Below are 24,024 nucleotides of genomic sequence, written 5' to 3' on the forward strand. Positions count from 1 at the left end.
GACTCATTCATGTCGTCGGACGACATGAATGAGTCATTCAAGACGTTCGGACCGCGGCCCAGCGAGCGACCTCGCAGCGGCGGAAGCAAGACCGGAGGAACCCCTGGCGCCGACTTCCACTCCTTAGCTATAGTGCTAGGCACCTAGTTAAATGGAGTTGCCGATGATCGAGTTCCACCTCGACGCCCGTTCGGGGCTATCGCCGTACCAGCAGCTGGTCCAGCAGGTGCGGCACGCGCTGCGGCTGGGCATGCTCGACAAGGGGGACCAGCTCCCCAAGGTCAAGGACGTGGTCGCCGACCTCGCGATCAACCCGAACACCGTGCTCAAGGCCTACCGCGAACTGGAGCACGACGGCCTCGTCTCGGCGCGGCCCGGCGTCGGCACCTTCGTGACCGCGACGCTGAACGGCGGGGCTTCCTTCGCCGTCCTCGGGCCGCTGCGGCAGGACCTGCGCCGCTGGCTGGGGAAGGCCCGCCAGGCCGGCCTCGACGAAGAGAGCATCGAGGCCCTGCTGATGTCCACGTTTCGCGACTCCGCCAGAGAGGACATAGCGTGACCGTCCTGCGTGCCCAGGGACTGGGCAAGAAGTACAAGCGCAAGTGGGCGCTGACCGGCTGCACGCTCGAGATCGAGGCCGGCCACGTGACCGGGCTCGTCGGCCCCAACGGCGCCGGCAAGTCCACCCTGCTCAACATCGCCTCCGGCATGCTGGAGCCGACCACCGGCACGATCGAGGTCTGCGGCGGCACCCCCGGCAGCGGCCCGGAGCAGCTGGCGAAGGTCGGCTACGTCGCCCAGAGCACGCCCGTCTACACCGGGCTGACCATCGAAGAGCACCTGCGGCTCGGCGCGCACCTCAACCCGCGCTGGGACGACTCGCTCGCCACCAAGCGGGTCGAACGGCTCGGGCTCGACCCGAAGCAGCCCGCCGGCAAGCTGTCCGGTGGCCAGCGCGCGCAGCTCGCGCTCACCCTCGGCATCGCCAAGCGCCCCGAACTGCTGCTGCTCGACGAACCGGTCGCCGCGCTGGACCCGTTGGCGCGCCGGGAGTTCCTGCAGGACCTGATGGAGTCGGTCGCCGAGCACGGGCTGTCCGTCGTGATGTCCTCGCACCTGGTCAACGACCTCGAACGCGTCTGCGACCACCTCGTCGTGCTGGTGGCGTCCGAGGTCCGGGTGATCGGCGACGTCGACGAGCTGCTGGCCTCGCACCACCGGCTTTCCGGGCCGCGCCGCGACGTCGAGACGCTGCCGTCGGACCAGCACGTCATCTCCGCGAAGCACACCGATCGCCAGACCACCGTGCTCGTCCGCACCGAGGCGCCGATCCTCGATCCCGCGTGGACGGTCGCGCAGATCGGCCTCGAGGACCTCGTCCTCGAGTACATGAGCAACCCCGCCGCCGCCCGTCCCGCCCTGGAGGTCCTCCGATGACCTGGTTGACCTGGCGCCAGTTCCGCATTCCCGCGCTGTCCGTGTTCGCCGCGCTGATCGTGATCGGCGTCGTGCTCGCGATCACCGGACCGGAGCTGGTCGGGCGCACGAACTTTTCCGACCAGGACGTCCTCTTCGGCGGCACGATCCTGGTGCTCTACCTGCTGCCCGCGGTGATCGGCGTCTTCTGGGGCGTGCCGATGATCACGCGCGAGCTGGAGAGCGGTACGCACAGCCTGGTGTGGAACCAGACGGTCACGCGCAAGCGGTGGCTCGTCACCAAGCTGGGGCTCGGTCTCCTGGCCGCGATGGTCGCGGCCGGCCTGCTCGGCTGGGCGGTGTCGTGGTGGGCGAGCCCGATCGACGCGCTCGCGGCGACGCAGACCGATCGCGGGATGCTCTCGCGCATCATGCCGGTGGTGTTCGGCGCGCGCGGCATCGTCCCGATCGGCTACGCGGCCTTCGCGCTCGCGCTCGGCGTCGCGGTCGGGATGGTGCTGAAGCGGACCGTGGCCGCCATGGCCGTCACGCTCGTCGTCATCGCCGCCGTGTTGCTCGTGGTGCCGAACTTCGTGCGGCCGTACCTGCTGCCGCCGCAGACGATGACGGTCGCGATCGTCGGCGAGGACATCACGAACATCACCGGCGACGAGACCGGCGACATCCTGGAGATCGGGGTGCGGAACCCGCCCGGCGCGTGGGTGCTGGCGAACGAAACCGTCGACCCGGCCGGGAAGGCCGTCTCGCCACTGCCGGACTTCGTGCAGACCTGCGTTCCGCGGCCGGGCCGGGACGCGGGCCCGCCGTCGCACGGCAGCCTCGAAGCGTGCATGGCGCAGCTGGGCCCGCACGGCTACCAGCAGCGCCTGACCTACCAGCCCGGCTCGCGGTTCTGGCCGCTGCAGTGGCTCGAACTCGCGCTGTTCCTCGCGATGACCGCCCTGCTCACCTGGTTCTGCTTCCGTCGCGTCCGCCACCTTTCCTGATCCGGTTCCTGGGGGAATCATGCGCACTCTCGCGGTAGCCACCGCTTTGACACTCACGTTGTCCGCGTCGCCGGTCGCTTCGGCGGCCACGACGCCTTACCTGCCCCGCCCGACCGGCCACGAGCCCGTCGGCGTCAGCACACTGTCCCTTGTGGACAGGTCGCGGCCTGATCCCTGGGTGCCGGCCGTGCCCTACCGGGAGCTGATGGTCTCCGTCTTCTACCCGGCGACCTCGGCGAACGGGCCCAAGAAGCAGTACATGACCCCGCTCGAGTCCGAGCGCAACCTCGAACGGCAGAACATCCCCGGGCTGCCCCTGGACGTCCTGAGCACCGTCCGGACGAACGCCGTCACCGACGCGAAACCGGCCGGGCGGTGGCACGGCCTGCCGCTGATCGTGCTGTCGCCGGGCTGGACGCAACCGCGGGCCACGCTCACCGCGCTGGCCGAAGACCTCGCCAGCCGCGGCTACGCCGTCGCGGCCATCGACCACACCTACGAGAACCGAGCCACCACGTTCCCCGACGGCCACGTCACCGGCTGCGCCGCCTGCGAAGTCGACGACCAGCCCGGGTTCTGGGAGAAGTTCGCGCAGGTGCGGACGAAGGACACGTCGTTCGTGCTCGACGAGCTGCTGCGCTCGAAGAAGTGGGGCGCCCTGATCGACCCGCGGCGCATCGGCATGACCGGGCACTCCGCGGGCGGCGCGAGCACGACGCAGGCGATGCTGGCCGACCCCCGCATCCGCGCCGGTGCCGACATCGACGGGAGCATCCACGTCCCGCTCCCGGCGTCCGGGCTGCCGAGGCCGTTCCTGTTCCTGGGCAGCATGGACGAGTACACGCCGGGCGAGCCGGGCCCGTACGACGACTGGGAGACCGACTGGACGCACCTCACCGGGTGGAAGCGCTGGCTCATGGTGTCCGGCACGGCGCACAGCTCGTTCACCGACCTCGGCGTGCTCGCAGCCCAGCTGGGGGTCGACATCGGCGCGTCGATCGACGCGTACCGGGCGCTGACCATCACGCGGAACTACGTAAGCGCTTTCTTCGATGAGAACCTGCGCTGCCGTCCGCAACCGCTGCTGGCCGCGCCATCGCCCGCCTACCCGGAAGTGACGTTCATCGGATGAAGAAGACGATCCTGCTGACCGTCGCCGCGCTCGCGCTCGGCTCGGCCGCGCCCGCCTCGGCGTCTCCGGCGCTGTCGCTGGCCCGGCCGACCGGCGCGCAGCCGGTGGGCACCACCTCGCTGTATCTGAAGGACACCTCGCGGCCGGATCCGTGGGTCGCGACGGTGCCCTACCGCGAGCTGATGGTGTCACTGTTCTACCCGGCGGATTCCGCGCAGGGGCCGCGGAAGCAGTTCATGACCGAGGCCGAAGCGCAGGCCGTCTTCGACGAGGCCGGCATCACCGGCATTCCCGCCTCGGTCATGACGACCGTGCACACCGACGCCGTGGTCGACCCGCGGCCGGCCGGGCACCGCCTGCCGCTGGTCGTGCTGTCGCCCGGGTTCAAGCGGCCGCGCGCCGAGCTGACGTCGCTGGCCGAAGACCTGGCGAGCCACGGCACCGCGGTCGTCGTGGTCGACCACACCTACGAAAACGTCGCCACGACGTTCCCGGACGGGCGCGTCACCGGCTGTGCGGCGTGCGGCAACTACGACGAGGCGTTCTGGCGAAAGCTGGAACGCGGCCGCGCGGCGGACGTGTCGTTCGTACTGGACTCGCTGACGCACTCGAAGTGGGCGTCGCTGATCGACGCGTCCCGGATCGGCATGGCCGGGCACTCGGTCGGCGGGGCGAGCACGCTGCCCACGATGGTCGCGGACCCGCGGATCAAGGCGGGGATCGACATCGACGGCACGACGGACGACCCACTGCTCGCGCCGGGGCTCGACCGGCCGTTCCTGTTCCTGGGCCGGGCGAACACGTACACGCCCGGCACGGGCGCCGAATCCGGGACCTGGCAACGGGACTGGGCGCACTTGAAGGGGTGGAAGCGCTGGCTGGTCGTCGCGGGCATGGCGCACCCGTCGTTCACCGACATAGGTTTGGTCGGTGAGCAGCTCGGCCTCGACTTCGGCGCGACGACGCCGGCGGCGCGCGGGCAGGCCATCACGGCGGCCTACGTCCGGGCGTTCTTCGACCAGCACCTGGCGGGCCGGGCCCAGCCGCTGCTCGACCAGCCGTCGCCGCGCTACCCGGAGGTCGGTTTCGCCATGACGTCGACGCCCTACCTGCCCGCGCCGACCGGGAACCGGCCGGTCGGCAGCACGCAGGTGTACCTGAAGGACACCTCGCGGCCGGACCCGTGGGTGCCGTCGGTGCCCTACCGGGAGCTGATGGTGTCGCTGTTCTACCCGGCAGTTCCTTCGCACGGGCCGAAGACGCGGTACCTGACCGCGGCCGAGTCGGCGGCGCTGCTGTCCGGCAGTGGCCTGGACGTGCCGCCGGACCTGCTCACCAGGCTGGTGACCAACTCGGTGGCCGACGCCCGGCCGGCCGGTTCCCACCTGCCCCTGGTGGTGCTTTCGCCCGGCTACACGAAACCTCGCGCCACGCTCAGCGCGCCGGCCGAGGACCTGGCGAGCCACGGGTACGCCGTCGCGCTCGTCGGCCACACGTACGAGAACACCGGCACGAGCTTCCCCGACGGGCGGTTCGCGGGGTGCGCGTCGTGCGAAGTACCGCACGATCCCGCGTTCTGGACGAAGCTGGAGCTGGGCCGGGCGGCCGATGTGTCGTTCGTGCTGGACTCGCTGACGCACTCGAAGTGGGCGTCGCTGATCGACGCGTCCCGGATCGGCATGGCCGGGCACTCGGCCGGCGGGGCGAGCACGCTGCCCACGATGGTCGCGGACCCGCGGGTCAAGGCCGGGATCGACATCGACGGCACCACGCAGGTCCCGCTCACCGCCCCGCTTTCGCGGCCGTTCATGTTCCTGAGCCACCAGCTCGCGGCCACCGCCTGCGCACCGAACGTGCCGTGGGAGCGGGACTGGGCGCAGCTGGCGGGGTGGCGGCGCTGGATCGAGGTGGCGGGGACGAAACACGCGTCGTTCACCGACATCGGCCTGTTCGGTGACCAGCTGGGCGTCGACGTCGGCACGACGACCACGGCCCTGCGCACCCACGAGATCACGCGGGCGTACGTGAACGCGTTCTTCGATCGTCACCTGCGGGGCGAGGCACGGCCGGTGCTCGACTCGCCGGCGTATCCGGAAGTCTCGTTCTGCCACTGAAAATCGGCGGAAGCGGCACCTCGTGGGGGTGTGCCGCTTCCGCCGGCTTCGATCAGCCTTCGCGCAATCCCACGATCGGCAGCTGCCCGGCCATCCGCCGCCGAGCGGCGTCGCTTCCGTCGTACCGCCAGCCCAGCAGCTTGCTCAGCACCCGCCGCAGGATCGGCGCCACCCAGCGGTTGCGGTGCTCGTACGCGGCGAGCACCGCGACCGCCTCGTTCTCGTCCAGCACCCGGTGCCCGGGCACGAACCGGCGCCGGCCCACCACCACCTCGACCGGCGGCCGCGCGCGGACGTTGCGGTACCAGTCCGCGCCCGCGCCCAGCCCGGCCACCACGAAGTACTCGCCGGCCTCGGCACCGACCACCTCCAGGACCGTGCGGTACGTCCGCCCCGACCGGCGGCCGACGTGCGTCAGGCAGAGGAACCGCCGGCCGAACACCCACCCGAAGCCGCGGTCGTACACGCGCACCGGCGCGCGGAAGACCGCTCGCATGACCCGCCCGGGCCGCACCGCCGTCATGACCGGACCTCCTTCGGGATGGGGCTTCCTGCCCCGCCGCCCACCACCGTCGCCGAACCTCCCGCCGGCCGGAAGGTCGCCCGCGCCGCCTCGGTGGTCGTCGCCGCGGGCGCGGGCACCGCGGTGTTCGCCGCCCTGACCGCGCTCCTGCTCGGGCTCTTCGTGCTCGTCGCGGGCCTGGTCGAGCGGCGCAAGCGCATCGCCCGGCTCGGCCTGCTCGCCGTGGTGCTGAGCCAGACGCTCTGGCTCGCGATGTGGCTGACCGCCGCGCGATGTAGCTGAGCCGACCAAAGCAGGCCGCCCCCGAGCGGCACGCAACCGTAGCTACGGAAGTCGTTCGGCCGTGACTGTGGTCGGATCGGCAACGATCGGCACCGTAGCTCCTCAGAGCTTGCCGCCGGCGACCGGCGGCATGTCCGGCGCGTCCCCGGTCTCCGCGGCCGCCTCGCGGTACAGGTGGTTCTCGACCTCGAAGAGGTTGTCGGCGGCGCGCTCGACGACCGTGAGCAGCGTGGACATCCGGGCCACCTCCTCCACCTGCTCCTTGAGGAACCAGGCCACGAACTGCTCGCCGAGGTAGTCCTCCGCCAGCCGCGCGGCCTTGGCCATCGCCTCGATGTCCGCGGTCACGGCCCGTTCCTGCTCCAGCGCCAGCTCGATCGCCTCGTGCGCGCTCGAAAAGTCGTTCCGGACGTCGCCGCTGCCCGGGATCGCCACCGGCTGGCCGCGGTCGAGCAGGTACCGCACCATCGCCAGCGCGTGGTTGCGCTCCTCGATCGACTGCCGGTAGAAGCGTTTCGCCAGCCTCGGCAGGTCGCGCCCGTCGAACCAGACGGCGAGGGCGACGTACTGCTGCGCGGCGGTGAACTCGTGCCGGATCTGCTCCTGCAGGAGCTCGGCGAACTTCGAACGCTCGGTGTCGGCCATGCCCCACAAGGTACGGCGCCGGGCCGACGGCTGCCGCGTCACGGCCGGGGCTGGTACTGCTCCACCCGGATGCTGTCCTTCACCGCGTCCAGGAACTCGTTCCGGGCCGTGTTCAAGGCCCGGTACTCGGGTTTTCCGGGGTTGATCAGCTCGTGCCACAGCGAAACGACCGCGCCGCTGCGGTCCTCCAGCTCGTGCGCCCGGGAGATCAGCGCCGGCGTCCCGATCACCTCCAGCATCGCGACCTGTTCCCGCATGCCCGCGAGCGCGTCGGCGCCGGCCTGGTACCGCAGGCGGCGGTCGTCCTCGTCGGTGAGCGCCTGGTACCGGAAGGCGGTGATCCGGGCGAGCTGCCGGGTGATCTCGAGGTAGGTGTCGCGGATCTCCCGGTCCCACCGGCGGCGGTCTTCCCGGTTCAGCTTCCGGCGGTCGCTCAACGCGATCGCGAGGAACGCGAGCAGCGCGCCCGTGAGCAGGAAGGCCCCGGCGATCACCGGAAGGCCCCACCAGGGCGCCGGTGAGACGAGGGTGAGTGCGGACCGCACCGGCGAGATCATGCGGGCACGATACCCGCGAAATCCGGGAAAAACGCCCGCCGGGCGCACCCGGGCTACGATCGGCGCGTGCCGAGCCACCTCCCCGACCTCTCCGGCAGCGTCACCTGCGTCACCGGCGCGAGCGGCACTCTCGGCCGCGGCATCGCGCTGCGGTTCGCCGAAGCGGGCAGCGCGGTGGCCGTGCACCACCGGCGTCCCGGCGCGGGCGACGACGTCGTCGCGGCGATCGAGGCCGCGGGCGGGCGGGCCCGCGCGTTCACCGCGGAGCTGACCGACGACGACGCCTGCCACGCGCTGCTGGCCGCCGTCGCGGACTGGGGCGGGCGGCTCGACGCGCTCGTGAACAACGCCGGCGTCCAACCGGTCGAGCCCCTCGCGGATCTGACGGCGCAGCGCTGGCAGGCGATGCTCGACAGCACCCTGACCAGCGCGTTCTCCTGCACGCAGGCGGCCGCGCGGCTGCTGGGCGAGGGCGGCAGCGTCACCCACATCGCGTCGATCGAAGCCCGGCAGCCCGCGTCCGGGCACGCCCACTACAGCGCGGCCAAGGCGGCCCTGGTCATGCACGCGCGCGGCGCCGCGCTGGAGTACGGGCCGCTCGGGATCCGCGTCAACACGGTGTCCCCCGGCCTGATCTCACGTCCGGGCCTGGACCGGGACTGGCCCGAAGGCGTCGAGCGGTGGCACCGCGCCGCCCCGCTGGGCCGGCTGGGCACCCCGGCCGACGTCGGCAACGCGTGCGTCTTCCTGGCGTCCCCGCTGGCCTCCTGGATCACCGGGCACGACCTCGTCGTCGACGGCGGGGTGACGGCCCGCCCGACCTGGTAGCGTGGAACACGTTCTAGTTTGGGGGCGCGATGACCTTCCCGATCGTCGACGGCGTGCCGCCCGGGCGCGCCCTGCTCGGATCCCGGATCCGCGAGCTGATCGACGCTTCCGTGTGCGCGGGCGACGACGCCGACCTCGCCGCCGCCGCGAGCCGGGTCGAGGCGGTCACCGCCGCCCTGCGCGCGACCGGCGGCTCGCCACCGCTGCTGCTCGCCGCCCTCGAGGGCGGCGGCCACCTCAGCGTCAACAACCCCCTCGAAGGACCCGGGAACCCGTTGGCACCACCGTTGTCCTGGACGCACATCGGGCCCGCGGAGGTCCGGGCCGAGGTTCTCCTCGGCGCGGCGCACGAAGGACCGCCGGGACGCGTCCACGGCGGCTGGGTGGCGGCGGTCCTGGACCACGTCCTGGGCCGCGCGACCGCGGCGGCCGGCTACCCCGGCATGACGGCGTCCCTGACGATCGACTACCACCGCGGCACGCCGTACGCGGTGCCGCTCGTCGCGGAGGGCCGGCTCGAGCGCCGCGACGGCCGCAAGCTGCACGCGACCGGGACCCTGCGCGCAGGTGACGAGGTTTGCGCCAGCGCGAAGGCGATTCTGGTGCACTTCAGCGCGGACCGGTTCCCGGTGTCCACTTCGGACTGACCGGTCGCCGGTGCAGTGAATGACTCATTCCTTGCGTCCGGCGCCAGGAATGAGTCATTCACTGCATCACCTCACGGGACGAGCGTCGTGTGGCGGGGCGCGTCCGAGCTCGACGAAGCCATCAGGACCGCGCAGATCGGCACCGCCATCGCCAGCGCCGCCAGCACGAACACCGGGAACAGGAACGAGAACACCTCCGTGCCGACCGGGTCCGGCGCCGCCGGGTCGAGCTGGAGGCGGACCGCCGCCATGCCCGTGTAGTGCATCCCGGTCACCGCCGCCGCCATCACCAGGCCCGCCACCAGGCGGGGCAGGAGCTTGTCCAGCCCGACGGTGAACCACAGCGCCGCCGTCGCCGCGACGACCGCGATCACCACGGACAGCGCGACCAGCGTCGGGTCGTAGCTGATCGTCCCCTTGATCCGGACCGCCCACATCCCGGTGTAGTGCATGACGTTCACGGCGAGCCCGGTCAGCAGGCCGCCGAGCAGCAGCCGCTTCCAGGCGAACCGGTTGCGGACGCCGAACACCAGCAGGCCGCAGAACACCGCCGACACCGACAGCAGCGCCGAAAGCGCCGTGCGCACGATGTCGTACCGCACCGGCAGCCCGGGCGTCGAGAAGCCGAGCATCGCGATGAAGTGCATGACCCAGATGCCGACCCCGCCGATCGACACCGCCGCGAGCGCGAGCCAGGTCAGCCGGGTCCGCGCGTTGTCCGTGGTCCGCGCCTGCAGCGTGCAGGCGAGCCCGAGCGCGCACCCCACCACCGAAGTCAGGTACGCGAGCACGACGAGCCAGTGGCCCATCGCGAAGTCGTCGTGGTCCATGTGCATTTCCGTGCTCCTGTCAGGCTTGCTGCCGGCGCGGGGCGTGCAGCGCTGCGAGCGCGTACTCCGCCGCGGCGATGAGGATCTCTTTCGTCGACTCCGGCGACCGCGCGTCGCAGGTGACCACCTGGACCTCGGCCGGGATCTTGAGGGCTTCGCGCACCTGCTCCGGCGGGTGCTGGCGGGTGTCCTGGAACTGGTTGACGGCCACCAGGAACGGCAGCCCGCGCGACTCGAAGAAGTCGATCGACGCGAAGCAGTCCGCCAGCCGGCGCGTGTCGACCAGGACGATCGCCGCCACCGCGCCGCACACGAGGTCGTCCCACATGAACCAGAACCGGTGCTGGCCCGGCGTCCCGAACACGTAGAGGATCAGGTCGTCGGCCAGGGTGAGCCGGCCGAAGTCCATCGCCACCGTCGTGGCGACCTTGCCCGGCACCGCTTCGGTCCGGTCGACGTCGGCGGCCGCGGCCGTCATCACCGCTTCGGTGCGCAGCGGGTCGATCTCCGAGACGGCGCCGACGAAGGTCGTCTTGCCGGCCCCGAACCCCCCGGCGACCACGATCTTGGCCGAGGTGATCCGCTTGTCAGAGTGCACGTAGTCCACTGAGGACCCTTTCGAGCAGGTCGTTGCGTTCGTCGAAGGAGGCGTCCGCGGTGAGCGTGTCGCGGATCGACACCCGGCCGGCGACCAGCAGGTCGCCGATGAGCACCCGGGCCACGCCCAGCGGCACGCCCAGGTGCACCGCGACCTCCGCCACCGAGCGCTGGTGCAGGCACAGCTGGGTCACCGCGGCCAGCGGGTCGGTCGGGCTGAAGCGAGCCGTCCGCCCGTCCGCCGTCGTCTCGACCAGGGCTTCCACCGCCAGGTCGACCCTCGGCCGGGTGCGACCGGCGGTCCACGCGTACGGGCGGGCCAGCGAAGCCGCGTGCCGCCCGCCCTCGCGTCGCCGGCCTTCCGTCACCTGCTCGCCCCCGGAGCGGCCGGTGCTTCGAGACCGGGCCGCACCGGTGTCTCGACCCTCTTCCCGACCCGGTCGACGAGCAGCGTCATCTCGTAGCCGACCAGGCCGATGTCGCAGCCGGGATTGGCCAGCACCACCAGGTTCGAGCCGTCGCCGACGTTCATCAGCAGCAGGAAGCCCTGCTCCATCTCGATGACCGACTGCACCACCCGGCCCGCGGTGAACAGGTCGGCCGTGCCGAGCGCGAGGCTCGCGAGGCCGGACGCGATCGCCGAGAGCTGGTCCGCCCGGTCGCGCGGCATCGAGTCGTTGGCCGCCACGAGCAGGCCGTCCGCCGAGACGAGCGCGGCGTGCGCGACTCCGGGGACCTCCTGCGTGAACGCCGACACCAGCCAGTTCCGGGACTGGTCGACCACATCTGCTCCTTCCTGCCGCGTGCTCGTGCTCATGACGGGCCCTTCGGGTCGATCGCGACCCGGTGGCGGGCCGCGCGCATGCCGCTGTAGTGCCGGGAAAGGTTGTTGCGCACCGCCGCCGGGTCCCGGAACGACGAGTCGGGCGGCTGCGGCTGGCGCGGGGCGACCGAGCCCGGGGCGAGCTGCGCGCCGGGCTGCCGGGTCGGCAGGCCCGACTCGGTGAACTCGGGGTCGTCCAGCGTGCCGACCGCCGCTTCGGCGGCCTGCCGGACGTCGTCGGCGGGGGTCGCCCACTCGCCGGGCCGCGCCGGTTTCGCGCGGTCGTCGGCGAACCAGTGCGACAGCATCTGGTCGAAGATCGGCGTCGGCATCGGCGGGGGCGCCACGACGGCGGCGGGCTCTTCGACGGGCCACCGGGGTTCCGGCTCGGGCCGGGCGACGCCGTTGCCGGCCTGCTCGGGCAGCCCCGGCACCCCGGGCCGTACGGGCAGGTCCACCGTGATCAGCACGCCGGGGACGTGCACGCTGGCGGTGATGCCGGCGCTCGCGGTCCGCGTGCTCGTGGACCGCAGCCGGACGGTGATCCCGTGCGAGGCGGCGAGCCTGCTCACCACGAACAGGCCCATCCGGCGGGTGGTCTCCGGGCTCACCGAGGCGCCGGCGGCGAGCCGGGCGTTCGCCGCTTCGAGGTCCTCGCGGGTCATGCCGAGGCCGGCGTCCACGACCTCGATCAGCACCCCGCCGTCGAAGCCGCGGTCGGCGGTGAGCACGACCTGCTGGTCCGGCGGGGACGACCGGATCGCGTTCTCCAGCAGCTCGGCGAGGATGTGCACGACGTCGGCGGCGGCCTCGGACTGCACCGACCCGCGGGGCGCGTTGCCGAGCGTGACGCGCTGGTAGTCCTTGACTTCCGACGTCGCGGCCCGCAGCAGCTCGACCGTCGCGACCGGCCCGATGTCGCGGCGCACCGGCCGCCCGCCCGCGAGGACCTGCAGGTTTTCGCCGTTGCGCCGCAGCCGGGTGGCGATGTGGTCGATCTGGAAGAGCTCGGCCAGCCGCTGCGGGTCCTGCTCGTCGGCTTCGAGGTCCTCGATCACCGACAGCTGCAGCTCCACCAGCGACTGGCTGCGCCGCGACAGCGTCATGAACATCTCACTGACCTGGATGCGCATCTCGGCCTGCTCGCCGACGGCCAGCCGCACCGCCTGCCGGTGCATGTCGTCGAAGGCGCGGGCCAGCTGGCCGATCTCCTCCTCGGAGTCGACGGGGAGCCGCTCGGTCGCCTGCCAGTCGACGTCGTCGCCCTCCCGGATCCGCTCGATGGTGGCGGGCAGCCGGCGGCGCGCGGTGTCGACCGCGGCCGCGTGCAGCCGCCGGATCGGGGCGACCACCGAGCGGGCCACGGCGAGCGCGATGGCGAGAGCGCCGAGCAGCGACGCGAGCACCAGCGCGGCGTCGCGCAGCGCGTCGGACCGGGTGACGTTGGTCCGCGCCCCGACCGCGTCCGAAAGCGTTTTCACCTGGTCGGCCAGGATGATGCCCAGCGCCGCGCGCTTGGCCGTGGGCCCGCCGGCGCCGGGGATGGTGGCGGCGGCGAACCGCGCGGCCACCGCACCGGTGGGCAGGGCGCGGCGGATCTGCCCGGTCAGCACCGACTCCTCGGCGACGGTGGCGGCGAGCGCGTCCGCCGGCCGCCCGTCCGGGACCTCCTGCCCGGCGAGCGTCGCCCTCAGCTGCGTCAATGCTTTCGTGATATCGGCCGAGGCGTCGAGATCGGCATTTCCGGCTTGGGCGACGATCCGGGGGATCACTTCACTCAGCGAGACGACGAAGTCGTGGTAAGCGGGGGTCTTGGCGCCGGCGGAACCGTCCTGCTGGCGCAGGCCGGCCAATTTTCCCAATTGATCTTCCAGCGTCCGGGAAAGCTCCGGTCCCAGCTGCGCGAATTCGGCGTCGTGGCGGATGACGGCGGCTTTCGCGTCGACCGCGGCGGTCTGCGCGGCCCCGCCGTCGTGGATCATTTCGTCGTCGACGAGCCCGGTGAGCTCGGCGATCCCTTGCACGACCGGCATTTGGTCGCGCACCCCGCTGAGCGCGCCCGCTTGGTCGAGCTCGGCCTGCACGCGCCCGCCGGCCAGCAGCAGCGCGACCAGGACGGGCAGCAACAACACGACGGAGATCTTGGTGCGCAGCCGCCAGCTGCCGGGATTCCACGACGTGCTGGAACGACGGCGAAGCGGTTCGTCTTCTTTCATCGGTGGCGTGGCTCGATTCGTACCGGTGGCCCGAGAACGATTTCCGCGATGTTTTCCACGGAATTCAGACCGGAGACATAACCCGGGAAGCCTCGGTGCTGTCAAGGAACGCCCGACGTTTCCCCCGTACGCACCAGCTACACAGGGTGAGCTTCGACGGACCGGCATTCCGCCCTCGCGGAGGGTGAGCGGAAGGTGAGCGAGCCACCCGGATTCCCCGTGGAGTCCGTGAATTTCCGTCCACGCCGCCCGACAGCCGTCTACTTCGGACGGTCAGGGGGGTTGGTGGCCGGACCGACCCCCAGCCGGTCCGCACCCGGCACGCGACATCGTCGGCGGCCGTGCGGGCCTGAAGGTGCCAGTCGCGCCCGAGCGGCGTCAACCGGCCCGAGGTGGTTTCACACCTGGTCGAAACGTCCTCGGTCACACAACCGCGAAACCGCGCGTCACCTGCGGCTATCCTCCCCGGGGAAAGGGCGGTACGTCGATGCTCAAGATTCACTTTACGGACGCGGACCTGGCGAAGGTGACCATCGCCGAGGACGCCGACCCGATGTGGGAGCTGCTCATGAGCAGCTACCGGATCCGGCGTCCGGAGGGGGAGCCGTTCTTCGGCCGGTGGCGCAAGGGGTCACGCTCCGCGGTGCCCGAGTCCGGGCGGCTGGTGATGTCCGCCGTGCCGCCGTACGGGTACTGCCCGGACTTCCTCACCCCGGCCGGGCACGCCACGATCGGTGACGGCATCTCGGCGGTGCTCGAGACACCCCCGGCGGCCCTGGCCGCCGACATCGGCGAGCTGGCGGCGCAGGGCACCCGCGTCGCGCCGTGGCTGCACCGGCTGGCCGGCGGCGAGACCCGTGAGCTGCACCGGCTCGGCACCGCCCTGCACGACTACTACCGCCGGTGCGTGGCCCCGGACTGGACGGCGGTCCGCCGCGCGGTCGCCCGCGACCGCCGCCGGCTGCAGGCGAGCCTGGACCGCGGCGGGCCGCAGCTGCTGCTCTCGACGGTCCACCCGGACGTCACGTGGGCACCGCCGGTGCTGCGGGTGCGCTTCCCGATCGAGCAGGAGCTGCACCTGGCCGGCCGCGGCCTCCGCCTGATCCCGGCGTTCTTCGCACACGGCATGCCGACGACGTACAAGGACCCGGCCCGGCCGCCGGCGCTGGTCTACTCGATCGGCCACACGCGCTTCGACAGCGACGCGGAGCCCGGCCCGTCGCTGGCGGCGCTGCTCGGCCAGACCAGGGCGCGGGTGCTGGTGACGGTCGCGATCACGAGCTGCAACACGAGCGAGCTGGCCGGGCTGACGGGCGTCTCCCTGGCGACGGCCAGCCAGCACGCGTCGGTGCTGCGGGCCAGCGGGCTGATCACCAGCGCGCGGTCGGGGAAGTCGCAGATCCACGAGATCACCCCGCTGGGGCTGGGCGTCATCCGGGCCAGCTGACCCGGGCGCGGCGCAGTGAATGACCCATTCACTGCGTCGGACGCCAGGAATGAGTCATTCACTGCGTTCCGGACCGGGTGCGCTACCCGCGCCCTGGTCAGCTGGCCTCCCCGATCGGGTGGCGGTCCTGGTGAGCGGCGCGCGTGTTAGCCTGTCGCCGTGCAGCGCCTCATGACGTCCTCGCGACTCGTAACCCGGCGCGCCGGCTGAACCCAGGTCGCCGGCGCGCAGCGTCGTCGATCGCGTCTTCTCGGGACCTGGCCCCGATCTCGTACCTTCTTCTCATCGGGAGATCAGCCATGTCCACTTCTTTCGCCCTTCCCGCGGCCCGCTCGGCGATGCTGCTGCGCCGCCGCATCGCCACGTACTTCGTCGGCGGCGCGGACGAGATCCCGGCCCTCGTCCGCGCGCTGGGCGGCCACCTCGTCCACGAGCTGTCCGTCGACATCAAGGACGGCGTCCGCGAGAGCAGCATGGTCTGCGCCGTCCTGCTGGCCGCCGAGGACACCGAACCCCTGCTCGACGCGCTGCGCGAGCTGCCGTCGGTCGTTTCGGCCGAACTCGCCTGAGCGCGTCCCGGCCGTGGTCCCCGCCCGGATCGTGACCGGTTTGTCCGCGCCCGGGCCGGGTAGCCGAGCGGCTCGGGACATGCGGAGGTGTCATGACGACGGAAGTCCGTTCACGGCGAAGCGCGGCGCGGACCGCGGCCCTGGTGTTCGGGGTGGCGTTCCTGGTGGTGGGGGTGCTGGGGTTCGTGCCCGGGATCACCGCGGGGTACGCGGACCTGCACTTCGCCGGCCACGAATCGGGGGCGCGCCTGTTCGGCGTGTTCACGGTGTCGGTGCTGCACAACCTGGTCCACCTGGTGTTCGGGGTGCTCGGTCTCATCGCTTCACGCGGGAACGGCGGTTCGCGGGCGTTCCTGATGATCGGCGGCGGCGTCTACGTGCTGCTGTGGGTGTTCGGCCTGGCGATGGACCACGACAGCCCGGCCAACTTCATCCCGGTCGACAACGCCGACGACTGGCTGCACCTGGCCCTCGGCGTCGCGATGATCGCGGCGGCCATCGCGACGACGGCGGTCGACCGCGCCCGGGGCCAGTACCCCGAGCCGGAGATCCAGGGGCACTGAGCGTGCTCCGCCTCGGGTTTCCGGTGATCGGCGTCGCCGACGTCGCGCGCGCCGCCGACTTCTGGTCGGCGGCGCTGCACCTCGTAGTCGCCGAGGAGTGGGCCAGTGAGCGGTGGCGCACGCTGCAGCACGCCGACGGCGCCGGGCACGCGCTCGGGCTCATGTACAGCGAGTCGCCGGTCGAGCCGTACCCCCGCGTGCACCTCGACCTGCTCGTCGACACGACGGCGGAGCAGGAGGCCGAGGTCGCCCGGCTCGTCGGCCTGGGCGCCACCGAAGTCGACTGGGACCACTACCCCGCCCAGCCGGACTTCGTCGTCCTCGCCGACCCGGACGGCAACCGCTTCTGCGTGGTGGACCTGAGCAAGGCACCATCCACATAGGACTGCTCGCGGGTGGATCGCCCTGGGTGCTATCGTCGAAGTGAAGATCCTTGTGGAGGAGACCATCGTGGCAGGTGACGTCGACATCTCCGGATAGCTCCGGAGTGTGCAGGCCCCCGGCACTGCCGGCGCGGGCCGCTTTCGACGTCCCCCTTTCGCTTCGCACCACTTCGAGGTCTTCACCATGTCCGAAATCGTGCTGTCCGGCCTGTCCTTCTCCTGGCCCGACGACACCCCTGTCTTCGACCACCTCTCCGCCACCTTCCCCGGCGGCCGCACCGGCCTCGTCGCCCCCAACGGCTCCGGCAAGACCACCCTGCTGAAGCTCATCGCCGGCACGCTGAAGCCGTCGTCCGGCAGCATCACCACCGACGGCGTCCTCGGCTACCTGCCCCAGGACCTGCCGTTGAGCGGGGAGCCGTCCGTCGCCGAAGTCCTCGGCGTCGCACCGATCCTGGACGCCATCGCGGCCGTCGAGTCCGGTGATGCCGCCGAAGCGCACTTCACCACCATCGGCACCGACTGGGACATCGAGGAACGCACGCGCGCCCAGCTCGACCGGCTCGGCCTCGACGTCACACTCGACCGCTCGCTGAGCACGCTGTCCGGCGGACAGATCGTCTCGCTTGGACTCGCCGCGCAGCTGCTCACACGACCGGACGTCCTGCTGCTCGACGAACCGACCAACAACCTCGACCTCGACGCCCGCCACCGGCTGTACACCGTGCTCGACGACTGGTCCGGCTGCCTGGTCGTGGTCAGCCACGACCGCGCGCTGCTCGACCGGATGGACCGCATCGCCGAACTCGACCGCGGCGAGATCCGGTTCCACGGCGGGAACTTCACGTCGTATGAAGAGGCTGTCCAAGCCGCGCGGGAGGTCGCCGAGAAGAACGTCCGCAACGCCGAACAGGAAGTCAAGCGCGAAAAGCGGGAGATGCAGCAAGCCCGCGAACGCGCCGCCCGCCGCGCGAGCACGGCGTCACGCAATCTCGGCAACGCCGGACTGCCCAAGATCTTCGCCGGCACCATGAAACGCAACGCCCAGGAATCAGCCGGCAAGGCGGACGGCACCCACGCCGCCCGCGTCGGCGCGGCCAAGGCCAAGCTCGACCAGGCCGAACGCGCGCGGCGCGACGAGCAGAAGATCAGCCTGGAGCTACCCCAGACCGCGGTCCCGGCAGGCCGCACGCTCTTCCTCGGCGAGGGCCTGCGGGCGCGCGGGCTGTTCCCGAACGGCGTCGACCTGGCGATCCGCGGGCCGGAGCGGATCGCGCTCACCGGCCCCAACGGCGCCGGGAAGTCCACACTGCTGCGGCTGATCCACGGCGACCTCGCCCCGGACGCCGGTTCGGTGTCGCGGGCGGACGGCCGGATCGCGTTCCTCTCCCAGCGGCTCGACCTCCTCGACGACGACCGCACGGTCGCCGAGAACCTGGCCGCGGCCGCCCCCGCGGTGCCGCCGGCGCAGCGGATGAACCTGCTGGCCCGCTTCCTGTTCCGCGGCTCACGGGTGCACCTGCCGGTCGGCGTCCTCTCGGGCGGCGAGCGGCTGCGTGCCACGCTGGCCTGCGTCCTGTTCGCCGAACCGGCCCCGCAGCTGCTGCTGCTCGACGAGCCGACGAACAACCTCGACCTGGTCAGCACGGGCCAGCTGGAGAGCGCCCTGACGGCGTTCCGCGGCGCGTTCGTCGTCGTGAGCCACGACGAACGGTTCCTCGACCGCATCGGGATCGACCGGTGGCTGCGACTGGAGAACGGCGACGTACACGGGTGACGTCGCCTGATCCCAAAGCCGTGAATGTCGCATTGAGGGACTCTGAGTCCCTCAATGCGACACTCACGGCTTACCCGCGGGCGACGTCGAGGATCGCCTGGGCGAACGGGCGCGGGGCTTCCTGCGGGACGTTGTGCCCGATGCCGTCGAGGATCCGGTGTTCGTACTTGCCCGTGTACTTCGCGCGGTAGGCCTGGCCGTCCTTGGCCGCGCCGTCGAAGTCGCTGGCGATCGTGATCGCCGGGACGGTGATCGCCGGGCCCGTCGCGAGTTTCCGTTCGTACGCCTCGTACTGCGGCTCGCCCGGCGCGAGGCTCAGGCGCCAGCGGTAGTTGTGGACGACGATGTCGACGTGGTCGGGGTTGTCGAACGCCGCCGCGCTGCGGTCGTAGGTCGCGTCGTCGAAGTGCCACGCCGGGGAGGCCGTCTTCCAGATCAGCTTGTTGAACTCGTGGCGGTTGGCCGCGTAGCCGGCGCGGCCGCGCTCGGTCGCGAAGTAGTACTGGTACCACCAGCCGAGTTCCGCCTGCGGGGACAGGGGTTTCTGGTTCGCCGCCAGGTTCGTGACGATGTACCCGCTCACCGCGACGACGGCCGCGCAGCGTTCCGGGAAGAGCGCCGCGATGATGTCGACCGTCCGCGCGCCCCAGTCGTAGCCGCCGAGGACGGCCTTGTCGATCTTGAGCGCGTCCATCAGCGCGACGACGTCGAGCGCGACCGCCGCCTGCTGCCCGTTGCGGACGGTCTGCGCCGACTTGAACGTCGTCGGGCCGTAGCCGCGCAGAAACGGGATGATCACCCGGTGGCCGGCCGCGGCCAGGATCGGCGCGACGTCGGCGTAGCTGTACGGGTCGTACGGCCAGCCGTGCAGCAGCACGACCGGCTGCCCGGTCGCCGGCCCGGATTCGTAGTACGCCATGTTCAGCACCCCGGCGTCGGCGTGCTTGACCTCACCGAGCGAGGTGTGCTCGCCGGAGCCGGCCCGCAGGTCGGGGGCCGGGGACGCCGAGGGGGCCGCGGCGGGGGCGGCGTTCGACGAGCAGGCCGCCAAGGAGGTCGCCGCCAGTCCGGCCGCGAACGCCTGCCCGAACCTTCTCCTGCTGATCATCGTGACTCCTGTGCGAAAGACCGTGGGACTTTCACGACGTTAGAGCCGGTCCGGTGACCTTCGCGCCCGTCAGGTGACGCAGCCGGTGTACGTCACCCTTCGAGGGTCTTCAGCGTCCCGGCGAGGTCGGCGCGGGAGCTCACGCCCAGCTTGGGGAAGATCCGGTGCAGGTGCGTGCCGACGGTCCGGTGCGAAAGGTACAGCCGCTGCCCGATCTCGCGGTTCGTCAGCCCGTCGGCGGCCAGCTGGGCGATGCTCAGCTCGTGCGGGGTCAGCTTCTCCCGCGCGTCCGGACCGCGGTTCGGGCTCGACTCGCCGGCGCCGCGCAGCTCGGCCCGCGCCCGCTCGGCCCAGGCCGTCATGCCCAGGGCGTCGAAGGTTTCGCGGGCGGTGCGCAGGTGCGTCCGGGACTCGACGACGCGCCGCTGCCGCCGCAGCCACTCGCCGAAGGCCAGGTGGACGCGGCCGCGTTCGGCGGGCCAGCCGGTCAGGTCGGCCCGCAGCGCTTCGGCGAACCGCTCGTCACACGGGTCGAGCACGGCTCGCGCGTACCGCAGCCCGAGGTGCAGGGCGGGCGACGGCGTGCGCTTCGCCAGTGGCTCCAGCTCGGCGAGGATGTCGCGCAGCGCGTCGGTCTGCCCGCAGCGCACCGCGGCCTCGGTGAGCTCGGCGACGCAGTAGGCGCGCAGGGCCAGCTGGTAGGCGGGGTCGGCCGGGTCGAGCAGGCGGCGCAGGTCGGCGAAGGCGTCGTCGAAGCGGCCTTCGCTCAGGTTGGCGAGCCCGCGGGTGAGCTGGACGGTGGCGAGCACCGGCCGGGCGCCCGCGGCGAGCCCGGCGCGTTCGGCCTCGGCGGCGAGGGACCTCGCCTGCTTGTGGTCGCCGCGCAGGGCGGCGATCTCGGCCTGGACGGCGGTGGCCAGGCCGTACATGAACGGCTGGCCGGTCTCCCGGGCGAACCGGGCGGCTTCGGCGGCGACCGGCACGGCCGCGGCGAGGTCGCCGAGCCGGACGCGGCTCCACGCCTGAACGGCCAGCGCCCGTGGCAGCAGCCCGAGCCGGCCCTGGGCCCGCAGCCCCGGCGCGGCGGCCGCGGAGAACCGCGCGGCGAGGTCGAAGGCGCCGACCTGCAGGGCGGCGCTGCCCAGGTACCGGTCGACTTCGGGGTCGGCGCCGGTCTCGCCGGCGAGCTTCTTGAGCCGGCGTAGGACGAGGTCGCCGCGCTCGAACGGCGCGACATAGGCGGTGACGGCCACGACGCGCGGATCGTCGTCGGCGACGGGCAGCCGGTCGGCGACGTCGAGCAGGGCTTTCCGGGCGGCACCGCCGGGCTCGGTCCAGAAGCACCGCATGGCGGCGCTCCAGAGGATCCGCAGGGCGGCGGCGGTTTCCCCCTCGGCGGCCACAGCCTCGGCGGTGACGGCGAGTTCGGCCACCCGGGCGGGATCTTCCCGGACACCGTCTTCGAACTCGCTGAGCAGCCGGCTCGCGGTGGCCCGGTGCTGCTTGCCGACGGGGTTGGCGGCGCGCACCAGGCGTTCGGCGGTCTCGCGCCGCCCGGACTCGACGGCCAGCTCGGCGGCCTTCAGAAGTCGCTCGGTCCGGTGGCCAGGCTGTTCGCTGAGCCGCGCGGCCTGTTCGAGAGCGGCGATGGCGGCCCCGGCCCCACCCCGGTACCGGGCCCGTTCGGCGGCGCGATCGAGTTCCCCGGCGACGATCTCATCGGGCCCGGCGGTCGCGGCGGCCTGGTGCCAGGCGCGCCGATCGGGCTGGTCGCGAAGGGCTTCGACGAGGGCGAGGTGGGCCCGCCGCCGCTCGGCGGGCGTGGCGGCGGCGGGGATGGCGGAGCGCATGAGGGGGTGCCGGAAGGTGACGGCACCGGCGGAGAGTTCGACCAGCCGAGCTTCGACGGCGGGGGTGAAGATTTCCGGCTCGACGGTGTCCGTCCGCAGAACCCAAGCCGTTGCCACCAACGTCTCCGCCAGCGCGGTCGTCTCGTTCAACGCCGCCACCAGCAGTGCCATCCGCGTCGCCGCCGGCAACCCCGTCACTCGGGCCGTGAAGGTGCGCTCCAGCCTTTCCGTCAGCGGCAGCACCGGGTCGAGCCCGTCGAAGTCCGCCAGCCCCAGCGGCAGCTCCGTCAACGCCAGCGGGTGCCCCGCCGCCTCGGTCAGCAGCCGGGTCCGGACCGCCGGGGCGAGGTGCGGCGCGACCGCGTCCAGCAGGTCCGCGGCCTCGTCCGCCCCCAGCCGGTCGAGCACCATCGGCGCCAGTCCCGCGTCCAGCAGCGGCGAAGGAGTTCCCTCGCGGAGCGTCGCCACCAGGACGATCGGCTCGGTCTCGATCCGCCGCGCCACGAACGCCAGGACGTCCGCGCTCTCGCGGTCGAGCCAGTGCACGTCCTCCGCCACCAGCAGCAGCGGCTTCGCGGCCGCCTCCTCGGCCAGCAACGTCAACGCCGCCAGGCCCACCAGGTATGCGCTGGGCTCGCCGACGTCTGCCAGCCCCAACGCCGTGCGCAGCGCGTCCCGCTGCGGCGCCGGCAGCTCCGCCACCCCCGCCCGGACGGGGTGGAGCAGCCGGTGCAGGCCGGCGTACGCGAGGTTCCGCTCGGCCTCGGCCCCGGCCGTCCGCAGCACGCGCAGCCCGGCGACCGACGCCGCGGCCGCGGTCTCGGCCACCAGCGCCGACTTCCCGATGCCGGCTTCGCCGCGCAGGACGACGCCGCTGCGGTCTTCGGGACCGTCGACGAGCTCGCCCAGCTCCTTCAGCTCGGCTTCCCGCCCGTGCAACGCCATGGAACCGACCTTACCCAACGCAGGTTTCCGCAGCTCACGGCCGAGTGACGTACATCGACAGCGTCACCCGACGGGCGCGGCCGCCGCACGCCGGCCGCCATGCTCGGCAGCGTCCTGTCCACACCGGACGAAAGCGACCAGAGGAACCGATGAGACGCATTCCCCGATTCTTGGCGGCCGCCGTGCCGCTCCTGCTGACCGGCCTGGTGCCGCTCGCACCGAGCGCCTCGGCTGCGACGCCGACGTGTGCCGCCGTCTCGGTGCCCGCCCCGGCCGGCGCGAAGATCGAGTCGGTCACGGCCGAACACAAAACCGCGTACTGCCAGCTCACCGTGACGCTGACGCACTCCGGCCAGGACCACGTCAAGGTCGCCGTGGCCCTGCCCGACACCGGCTGGACCGGGCGGCTCCAGGCTCTCGGCGGCAGCGCCTACGCCGCCGGCAACTTCGACGGGCTCGCCCAGGCCGTCAAAGACGGCTACACCGGCGTGACGACCGACGCGGGCGTGTCCCTCGACGGGCTCGACACGTCGTGGGCGCTGACCGCCGACGGTGACGTCGACCAGACGCTCCTGACCAACTTCGCCACCCGTTCGGTGCACGAAGAGGCCCTGATCGGCAAGGCCGTCACGCAGCGGTACTACCACCGCCCGGTGGCGTACTCGTACTGGACGGGCTGCTCGACCGGCGGCCGCCAGGGTTACTCCGAGGCCCAGCACTACCCGGACGACTTCGACGGCGTCCTGGCCAACGCCCCGGCCGTCGACTGGACGCAGTTCGCCGTCGCGACGCTGTGGCCGCAGATCGTCATGAACCAGAGCCACGACTTCCCCAGCACCTGCGTGCTTTCGGCGTTCCGGACGGCCGCGGTCCAGGCGTGCGACGCGCGTGACGGCGTCACCAACGGCATCGTCGACCGCCCGGACGAGTGCAGCTACGACCCGCGCAGCCTGGTCGGCACGAAGGTGGTCTGCGAGGGCCAGGAGTTCACCGTGACGGCGGCGGACGCCGAGGTCATGCGCAAGATCTGGGCCGGGCCGACCGACGAGCGCGGCCGCCGGCTGTGGGCCGGGCTCCCCAAGGGCGCGGACTTCACGTGGCTGGCCGGCACGACGCCCGGCCCCGACGGGACGCTGGTCGCGCCGGGCTTCCCGGTGGCCGTCAAGTGGGTGCAGTCGTTCCTGGAGAAGCAGGCCGGCTTCGACACGTCGAAGCTGACGTACGGCCAGTTCGCCGACCTGTTCCGCCAGTCGGTGCGGGAGTACGACGCCGTCATCGGCACGTCCGACCCGGACCTGTCGGCGTTCCGCCGCGCCGGCGGCAAGCTGATCACGTTCGTGGGCGCGAACGACCAGCTGATCCCGCCGGGCGGCACGCTGTCCTACCGCAAGCAGGTCGAGCGGACGATGGGTGGCGCGCAGCGGGTGAACGACTTCTACCGACTGTTCCCGGCGCCGGGCGTCGAGCACTGCTTCGGTGGCGGCGGCCCCGAGCCGACGAACGCGCTCGGGCAGCTGGTCGACTGGGTGGAGCGCGGCAAGGCCCCGGCCACGCTCACGGCGGCGTCCGCGGACGGCAAGACCCGGAACCTGTGCCCGCTCCCGTCGGTCTCGCGCTACACGGGCGGCGACCCGGCGACAGCGTCGAGCTACCGCTGCCGCTGACCCCAAGCGCCCCAATGTGGCGTTGGGGGGGGGGGGGGGACCCCCCCCCCCCCGGGGGGGGGGGGGGCCCAACCCACGCACCAAAGGGGGGGCGCAGAAAA

General features: G+C 72.2%; 24 protein-coding genes. 14 read left to right on the forward strand and 10 right to left on the reverse strand.

Annotated features, from left to right (window positions below; all coding sequences use genetic code 11):
- Positions 1 to 163 precede the first annotated feature (163 nt).
- The 5 genes from AB0M83_RS43985 to AB0M83_RS44005 are packed head-to-tail and all read left to right on the forward strand — an operon-like array spanning position 164 to position 5,669.
- On the forward strand, positions 164 to 559 hold the full coding sequence (locus AB0M83_RS43985; protein WP_364527133.1) for a GntR family transcriptional regulator: 396 nt from the start codon (positions 164 to 166) through the stop codon (positions 557 to 559).
- Positions 556 to 1,437: an ABC transporter ATP-binding protein gene (locus tag AB0M83_RS43990; protein ID WP_364527136.1), complete on the forward strand. Its 882-nt coding sequence runs from the start codon at positions 556 to 558 to the stop codon at positions 1,435 to 1,437. Before AB0M83_RS43985 ends, AB0M83_RS43990 begins: the two co-directional genes overlap by 4 nt.
- Positions 1,434 to 2,423, forward strand: a complete 990-nt coding sequence (locus AB0M83_RS43995; protein ID WP_364527139.1) for an ABC transporter permease subunit — start codon at positions 1,434 to 1,436, stop codon at positions 2,421 to 2,423. The genes AB0M83_RS43990 and AB0M83_RS43995 overlap by 4 nt, the downstream gene beginning before the upstream one ends.
- Positions 2,424 to 2,442: 19 nt before the next feature.
- Complete coding sequence (locus AB0M83_RS44000; RefSeq protein WP_364527142.1) at positions 2,443 to 3,555, forward strand: alpha/beta hydrolase; 1,113 nt, start codon at positions 2,443 to 2,445, stop codon at positions 3,553 to 3,555.
- Positions 3,552 to 5,669 carry an esterase gene (locus tag AB0M83_RS44005; RefSeq protein ID WP_364527145.1) on the forward strand — a complete coding sequence of 706 codons (2,118 nt, stop codon included), beginning with the start codon at positions 3,552 to 3,554 and terminating at the stop codon, positions 5,667 to 5,669. Before AB0M83_RS44000 ends, AB0M83_RS44005 begins: the two co-directional genes overlap by 4 nt.
- Positions 5,670 to 5,721: 52 nt before the next feature.
- On the opposite strand, the gene AB0M83_RS44010 is transcribed toward AB0M83_RS44005, so the two are convergent.
- Positions 5,722 to 6,192, reverse strand: a complete 471-nt coding sequence (locus AB0M83_RS44010) for a nitroreductase family deazaflavin-dependent oxidoreductase (RefSeq protein WP_364527148.1) — start codon at positions 6,190 to 6,192, stop codon at positions 5,722 to 5,724.
- An 18-nt stretch (positions 6,193 to 6,210) separates the two neighbouring features.
- Here AB0M83_RS44010 and AB0M83_RS44015 point away from each other — a divergent pair, with 18 nt between their 5' ends.
- On the forward strand, positions 6,211 to 6,474 hold the full coding sequence (locus tag AB0M83_RS44015) for a hypothetical protein (protein ID WP_364527151.1): 264 nt from the start codon (positions 6,211 to 6,213) through the stop codon (positions 6,472 to 6,474).
- Between the two features lie 102 nt (positions 6,475 to 6,576).
- On the opposite strand, the gene AB0M83_RS44020 is transcribed toward AB0M83_RS44015, so the two are convergent.
- Together AB0M83_RS44020 and AB0M83_RS44025 are read right to left on the reverse strand one after the other, a co-directional pair.
- On the reverse strand, positions 6,577 to 7,119 hold the full coding sequence (locus tag AB0M83_RS44020; RefSeq protein WP_364527154.1) for a ferritin: 543 nt from the start codon (positions 7,117 to 7,119) through the stop codon (positions 6,577 to 6,579).
- A 38-nt stretch (positions 7,120 to 7,157) separates the two neighbouring features.
- The gene (locus AB0M83_RS44025) at positions 7,158 to 7,676 is read right to left on the reverse strand and encodes a hypothetical protein (RefSeq protein WP_364527157.1); all 519 of its coding nucleotides are present in this window, start codon (positions 7,674 to 7,676) and stop codon (positions 7,158 to 7,160) included.
- Between the two features lie 66 nt (positions 7,677 to 7,742).
- On the opposite strand from AB0M83_RS44025, the gene AB0M83_RS44030 reads away from it, so the two are divergent.
- Together AB0M83_RS44030 and AB0M83_RS44035 are read left to right on the forward strand one after the other, a co-directional pair.
- Complete coding sequence (locus AB0M83_RS44030) at positions 7,743 to 8,504, forward strand: SDR family oxidoreductase (RefSeq protein WP_364527160.1); 762 nt, start codon at positions 7,743 to 7,745, stop codon at positions 8,502 to 8,504.
- 29 nt (positions 8,505 to 8,533) lie between these two features.
- Positions 8,534 to 9,151 carry a PaaI family thioesterase gene (locus tag AB0M83_RS44035; protein WP_364527163.1) on the forward strand — a complete coding sequence of 206 codons (618 nt, stop codon included), beginning with the start codon at positions 8,534 to 8,536 and terminating at the stop codon, positions 9,149 to 9,151.
- A gap of 71 nt (positions 9,152 to 9,222) precedes the next feature.
- On the opposite strand, the gene AB0M83_RS44040 is transcribed toward AB0M83_RS44035, so the two are convergent.
- The 5 genes from AB0M83_RS44040 to AB0M83_RS44060 are packed head-to-tail and all read right to left on the reverse strand — an operon-like array spanning position 9,223 to position 13,617.
- Positions 9,223 to 9,981: an MHYT domain-containing protein gene (locus AB0M83_RS44040; protein ID WP_364527166.1), complete on the reverse strand. Its 759-nt coding sequence runs from the start codon at positions 9,979 to 9,981 to the stop codon at positions 9,223 to 9,225.
- A gap of 19 nt (positions 9,982 to 10,000) precedes the next feature.
- Positions 10,001 to 10,588 (reverse strand): ATP/GTP-binding protein, encoded by a 588-nt coding sequence (locus AB0M83_RS44045; protein ID WP_364527169.1) that lies wholly within the window; start codon positions 10,586 to 10,588, stop codon positions 10,001 to 10,003.
- Entirely contained in the window at positions 10,569 to 10,946 is a 378-nt protein-coding gene (locus tag AB0M83_RS44050; protein ID WP_364527172.1) for a DUF742 domain-containing protein, read from the reverse strand. Before AB0M83_RS44050 ends, AB0M83_RS44045 begins: the two co-directional genes overlap by 20 nt.
- A complete protein-coding gene (locus tag AB0M83_RS44055; RefSeq protein WP_364527175.1) occupies positions 10,943 to 11,395 on the reverse strand; it encodes a roadblock/LC7 domain-containing protein in 453 nt (150 codons plus the stop codon). The genes AB0M83_RS44050 and AB0M83_RS44055 overlap by 4 nt, the downstream gene beginning before the upstream one ends.
- Positions 11,392 to 13,617: an ATP-binding protein gene (locus AB0M83_RS44060; protein WP_364527178.1), complete on the reverse strand. Its 2,226-nt coding sequence runs from the start codon at positions 13,615 to 13,617 to the stop codon at positions 11,392 to 11,394. The genes AB0M83_RS44055 and AB0M83_RS44060 overlap by 4 nt, the downstream gene beginning before the upstream one ends.
- Positions 13,618 to 14,104: 487 nt before the next feature.
- Between AB0M83_RS44060 and AB0M83_RS44065 the strand changes: the two genes are divergently transcribed.
- From AB0M83_RS44065 to AB0M83_RS44085, 5 genes are all read left to right on the forward strand, one after another.
- Positions 14,105 to 15,064 (forward strand): winged helix-turn-helix domain-containing protein, encoded by a 960-nt coding sequence (locus tag AB0M83_RS44065; RefSeq protein WP_364527181.1) that lies wholly within the window; start codon positions 14,105 to 14,107, stop codon positions 15,062 to 15,064.
- Positions 15,065 to 15,363: 299 nt separating this feature from the next.
- Positions 15,364 to 15,633 carry a hypothetical protein gene (locus AB0M83_RS44070; protein WP_364527184.1) on the forward strand — a complete coding sequence of 90 codons (270 nt, stop codon included), beginning with the start codon at positions 15,364 to 15,366 and terminating at the stop codon, positions 15,631 to 15,633.
- Between the two features lie 92 nt (positions 15,634 to 15,725).
- The gene (locus tag AB0M83_RS44075) at positions 15,726 to 16,196 is read left to right on the forward strand and encodes a DUF4383 domain-containing protein (protein WP_364527187.1); all 471 of its coding nucleotides are present in this window, start codon (positions 15,726 to 15,728) and stop codon (positions 16,194 to 16,196) included.
- Positions 16,197 to 16,198: 2 nt separating this feature from the next.
- Positions 16,199 to 16,579, forward strand: coding sequence for a VOC family protein (locus tag AB0M83_RS44080; RefSeq protein ID WP_364527190.1), 381 nt, complete (start codon positions 16,199 to 16,201; stop codon positions 16,577 to 16,579).
- 184 nt (positions 16,580 to 16,763) lie between these two features.
- A complete protein-coding gene (locus tag AB0M83_RS44085) occupies positions 16,764 to 18,356 on the forward strand; it encodes an ABC-F family ATP-binding cassette domain-containing protein (RefSeq protein ID WP_364527193.1) in 1,593 nt (530 codons plus the stop codon).
- 70 nt (positions 18,357 to 18,426) lie between these two features.
- On the opposite strand, the gene AB0M83_RS44090 is transcribed toward AB0M83_RS44085, so the two are convergent.
- Together AB0M83_RS44090 and AB0M83_RS44095 are read right to left on the reverse strand one after the other, a co-directional pair.
- A complete protein-coding gene (locus tag AB0M83_RS44090; protein WP_364527196.1) occupies positions 18,427 to 19,464 on the reverse strand; it encodes an alpha/beta hydrolase in 1,038 nt (345 codons plus the stop codon).
- Between the two features lie 92 nt (positions 19,465 to 19,556).
- A complete protein-coding gene (locus AB0M83_RS44095; protein ID WP_364527199.1) occupies positions 19,557 to 22,259 on the reverse strand; it encodes an AAA family ATPase in 2,703 nt (900 codons plus the stop codon).
- A gap of 149 nt (positions 22,260 to 22,408) precedes the next feature.
- On the opposite strand from AB0M83_RS44095, the gene AB0M83_RS44100 reads away from it, so the two are divergent.
- Positions 22,409 to 23,923: a tannase/feruloyl esterase family alpha/beta hydrolase gene (locus tag AB0M83_RS44100; RefSeq protein ID WP_364527202.1), complete on the forward strand. Its 1,515-nt coding sequence runs from the start codon at positions 22,409 to 22,411 to the stop codon at positions 23,921 to 23,923.
- Positions 23,924 to 24,024 lie beyond the last annotated feature (101 nt).

This window comes from Amycolatopsis sp. NPDC051106, from assembly GCF_040682775.1.
Lineage (GTDB): Bacteria > Actinomycetota > Actinomycetes > Mycobacteriales > Pseudonocardiaceae > Amycolatopsis.

Bases quoted from the DNA above. Each gene is read 5' to 3' on its own strand.
- AB0M83_RS43985 (WP_364527133.1), top strand. From the start codon at position 164: ATGATCGAGTTCCACCTCGACGCCCGTTCGGGGCTATCGCCGTACCAG.
- AB0M83_RS43995 (WP_364527139.1), top strand. From the start codon at position 1,434: ATGACCTGGTTGACCTGGCGCCAGTTCCGCATTCCCGCGCTGTCCGTG.
- AB0M83_RS44000 (WP_364527142.1), top strand. From the start codon at position 2,443: ATGCGCACTCTCGCGGTAGCCACCGCTTTGACACTCACGTTGTCCGCG.
- AB0M83_RS44005 (WP_364527145.1), top strand. From the start codon at position 3,552: ATGAAGAAGACGATCCTGCTGACCGTCGCCGCGCTCGCGCTCGGCTCG.
- AB0M83_RS44010 (WP_364527148.1), bottom strand. From the start codon at position 6,192: ATGACGGCGGTGCGGCCCGGGCGGGTCATGCGAGCGGTCTTCCGCGCG.
- AB0M83_RS44015 (WP_364527151.1), top strand. From the start codon at position 6,211: ATGGGGCTTCCTGCCCCGCCGCCCACCACCGTCGCCGAACCTCCCGCC.
- AB0M83_RS44020 (WP_364527154.1), bottom strand. From the start codon at position 7,119: ATGGCCGACACCGAGCGTTCGAAGTTCGCCGAGCTCCTGCAGGAGCAG.
- AB0M83_RS44025 (WP_364527157.1), bottom strand. From the start codon at position 7,676: ATGATCTCGCCGGTGCGGTCCGCACTCACCCTCGTCTCACCGGCGCCC.
- AB0M83_RS44035 (WP_364527163.1), top strand. From the start codon at position 8,534: ATGACCTTCCCGATCGTCGACGGCGTGCCGCCCGGGCGCGCCCTGCTC.
- AB0M83_RS44040 (WP_364527166.1), bottom strand. From the start codon at position 9,981: ATGGACCACGACGACTTCGCGATGGGCCACTGGCTCGTCGTGCTCGCG.
- AB0M83_RS44055 (WP_364527175.1), bottom strand. From the start codon at position 11,395: ATGAGCACGAGCACGCGGCAGGAAGGAGCAGATGTGGTCGACCAGTCC.
- AB0M83_RS44060 (WP_364527178.1), bottom strand. From the start codon at position 13,617: ATGAAAGAAGACGAACCGCTTCGCCGTCGTTCCAGCACGTCGTGGAAT.
- AB0M83_RS44065 (WP_364527181.1), top strand. From the start codon at position 14,105: ATGCTCAAGATTCACTTTACGGACGCGGACCTGGCGAAGGTGACCATC.
- AB0M83_RS44070 (WP_364527184.1), top strand. From the start codon at position 15,364: ATGTCCACTTCTTTCGCCCTTCCCGCGGCCCGCTCGGCGATGCTGCTG.
- AB0M83_RS44075 (WP_364527187.1), top strand. From the start codon at position 15,726: ATGACGACGGAAGTCCGTTCACGGCGAAGCGCGGCGCGGACCGCGGCC.
- AB0M83_RS44085 (WP_364527193.1), top strand. From the start codon at position 16,764: ATGTCCGAAATCGTGCTGTCCGGCCTGTCCTTCTCCTGGCCCGACGAC.
- AB0M83_RS44090 (WP_364527196.1), bottom strand. From the start codon at position 19,464: ATGATCAGCAGGAGAAGGTTCGGGCAGGCGTTCGCGGCCGGACTGGCG.
- AB0M83_RS44095 (WP_364527199.1), bottom strand. From the start codon at position 22,259: ATGGCGTTGCACGGGCGGGAAGCCGAGCTGAAGGAGCTGGGCGAGCTC.
- AB0M83_RS44100 (WP_364527202.1), top strand. From the start codon at position 22,409: ATGAGACGCATTCCCCGATTCTTGGCGGCCGCCGTGCCGCTCCTGCTG.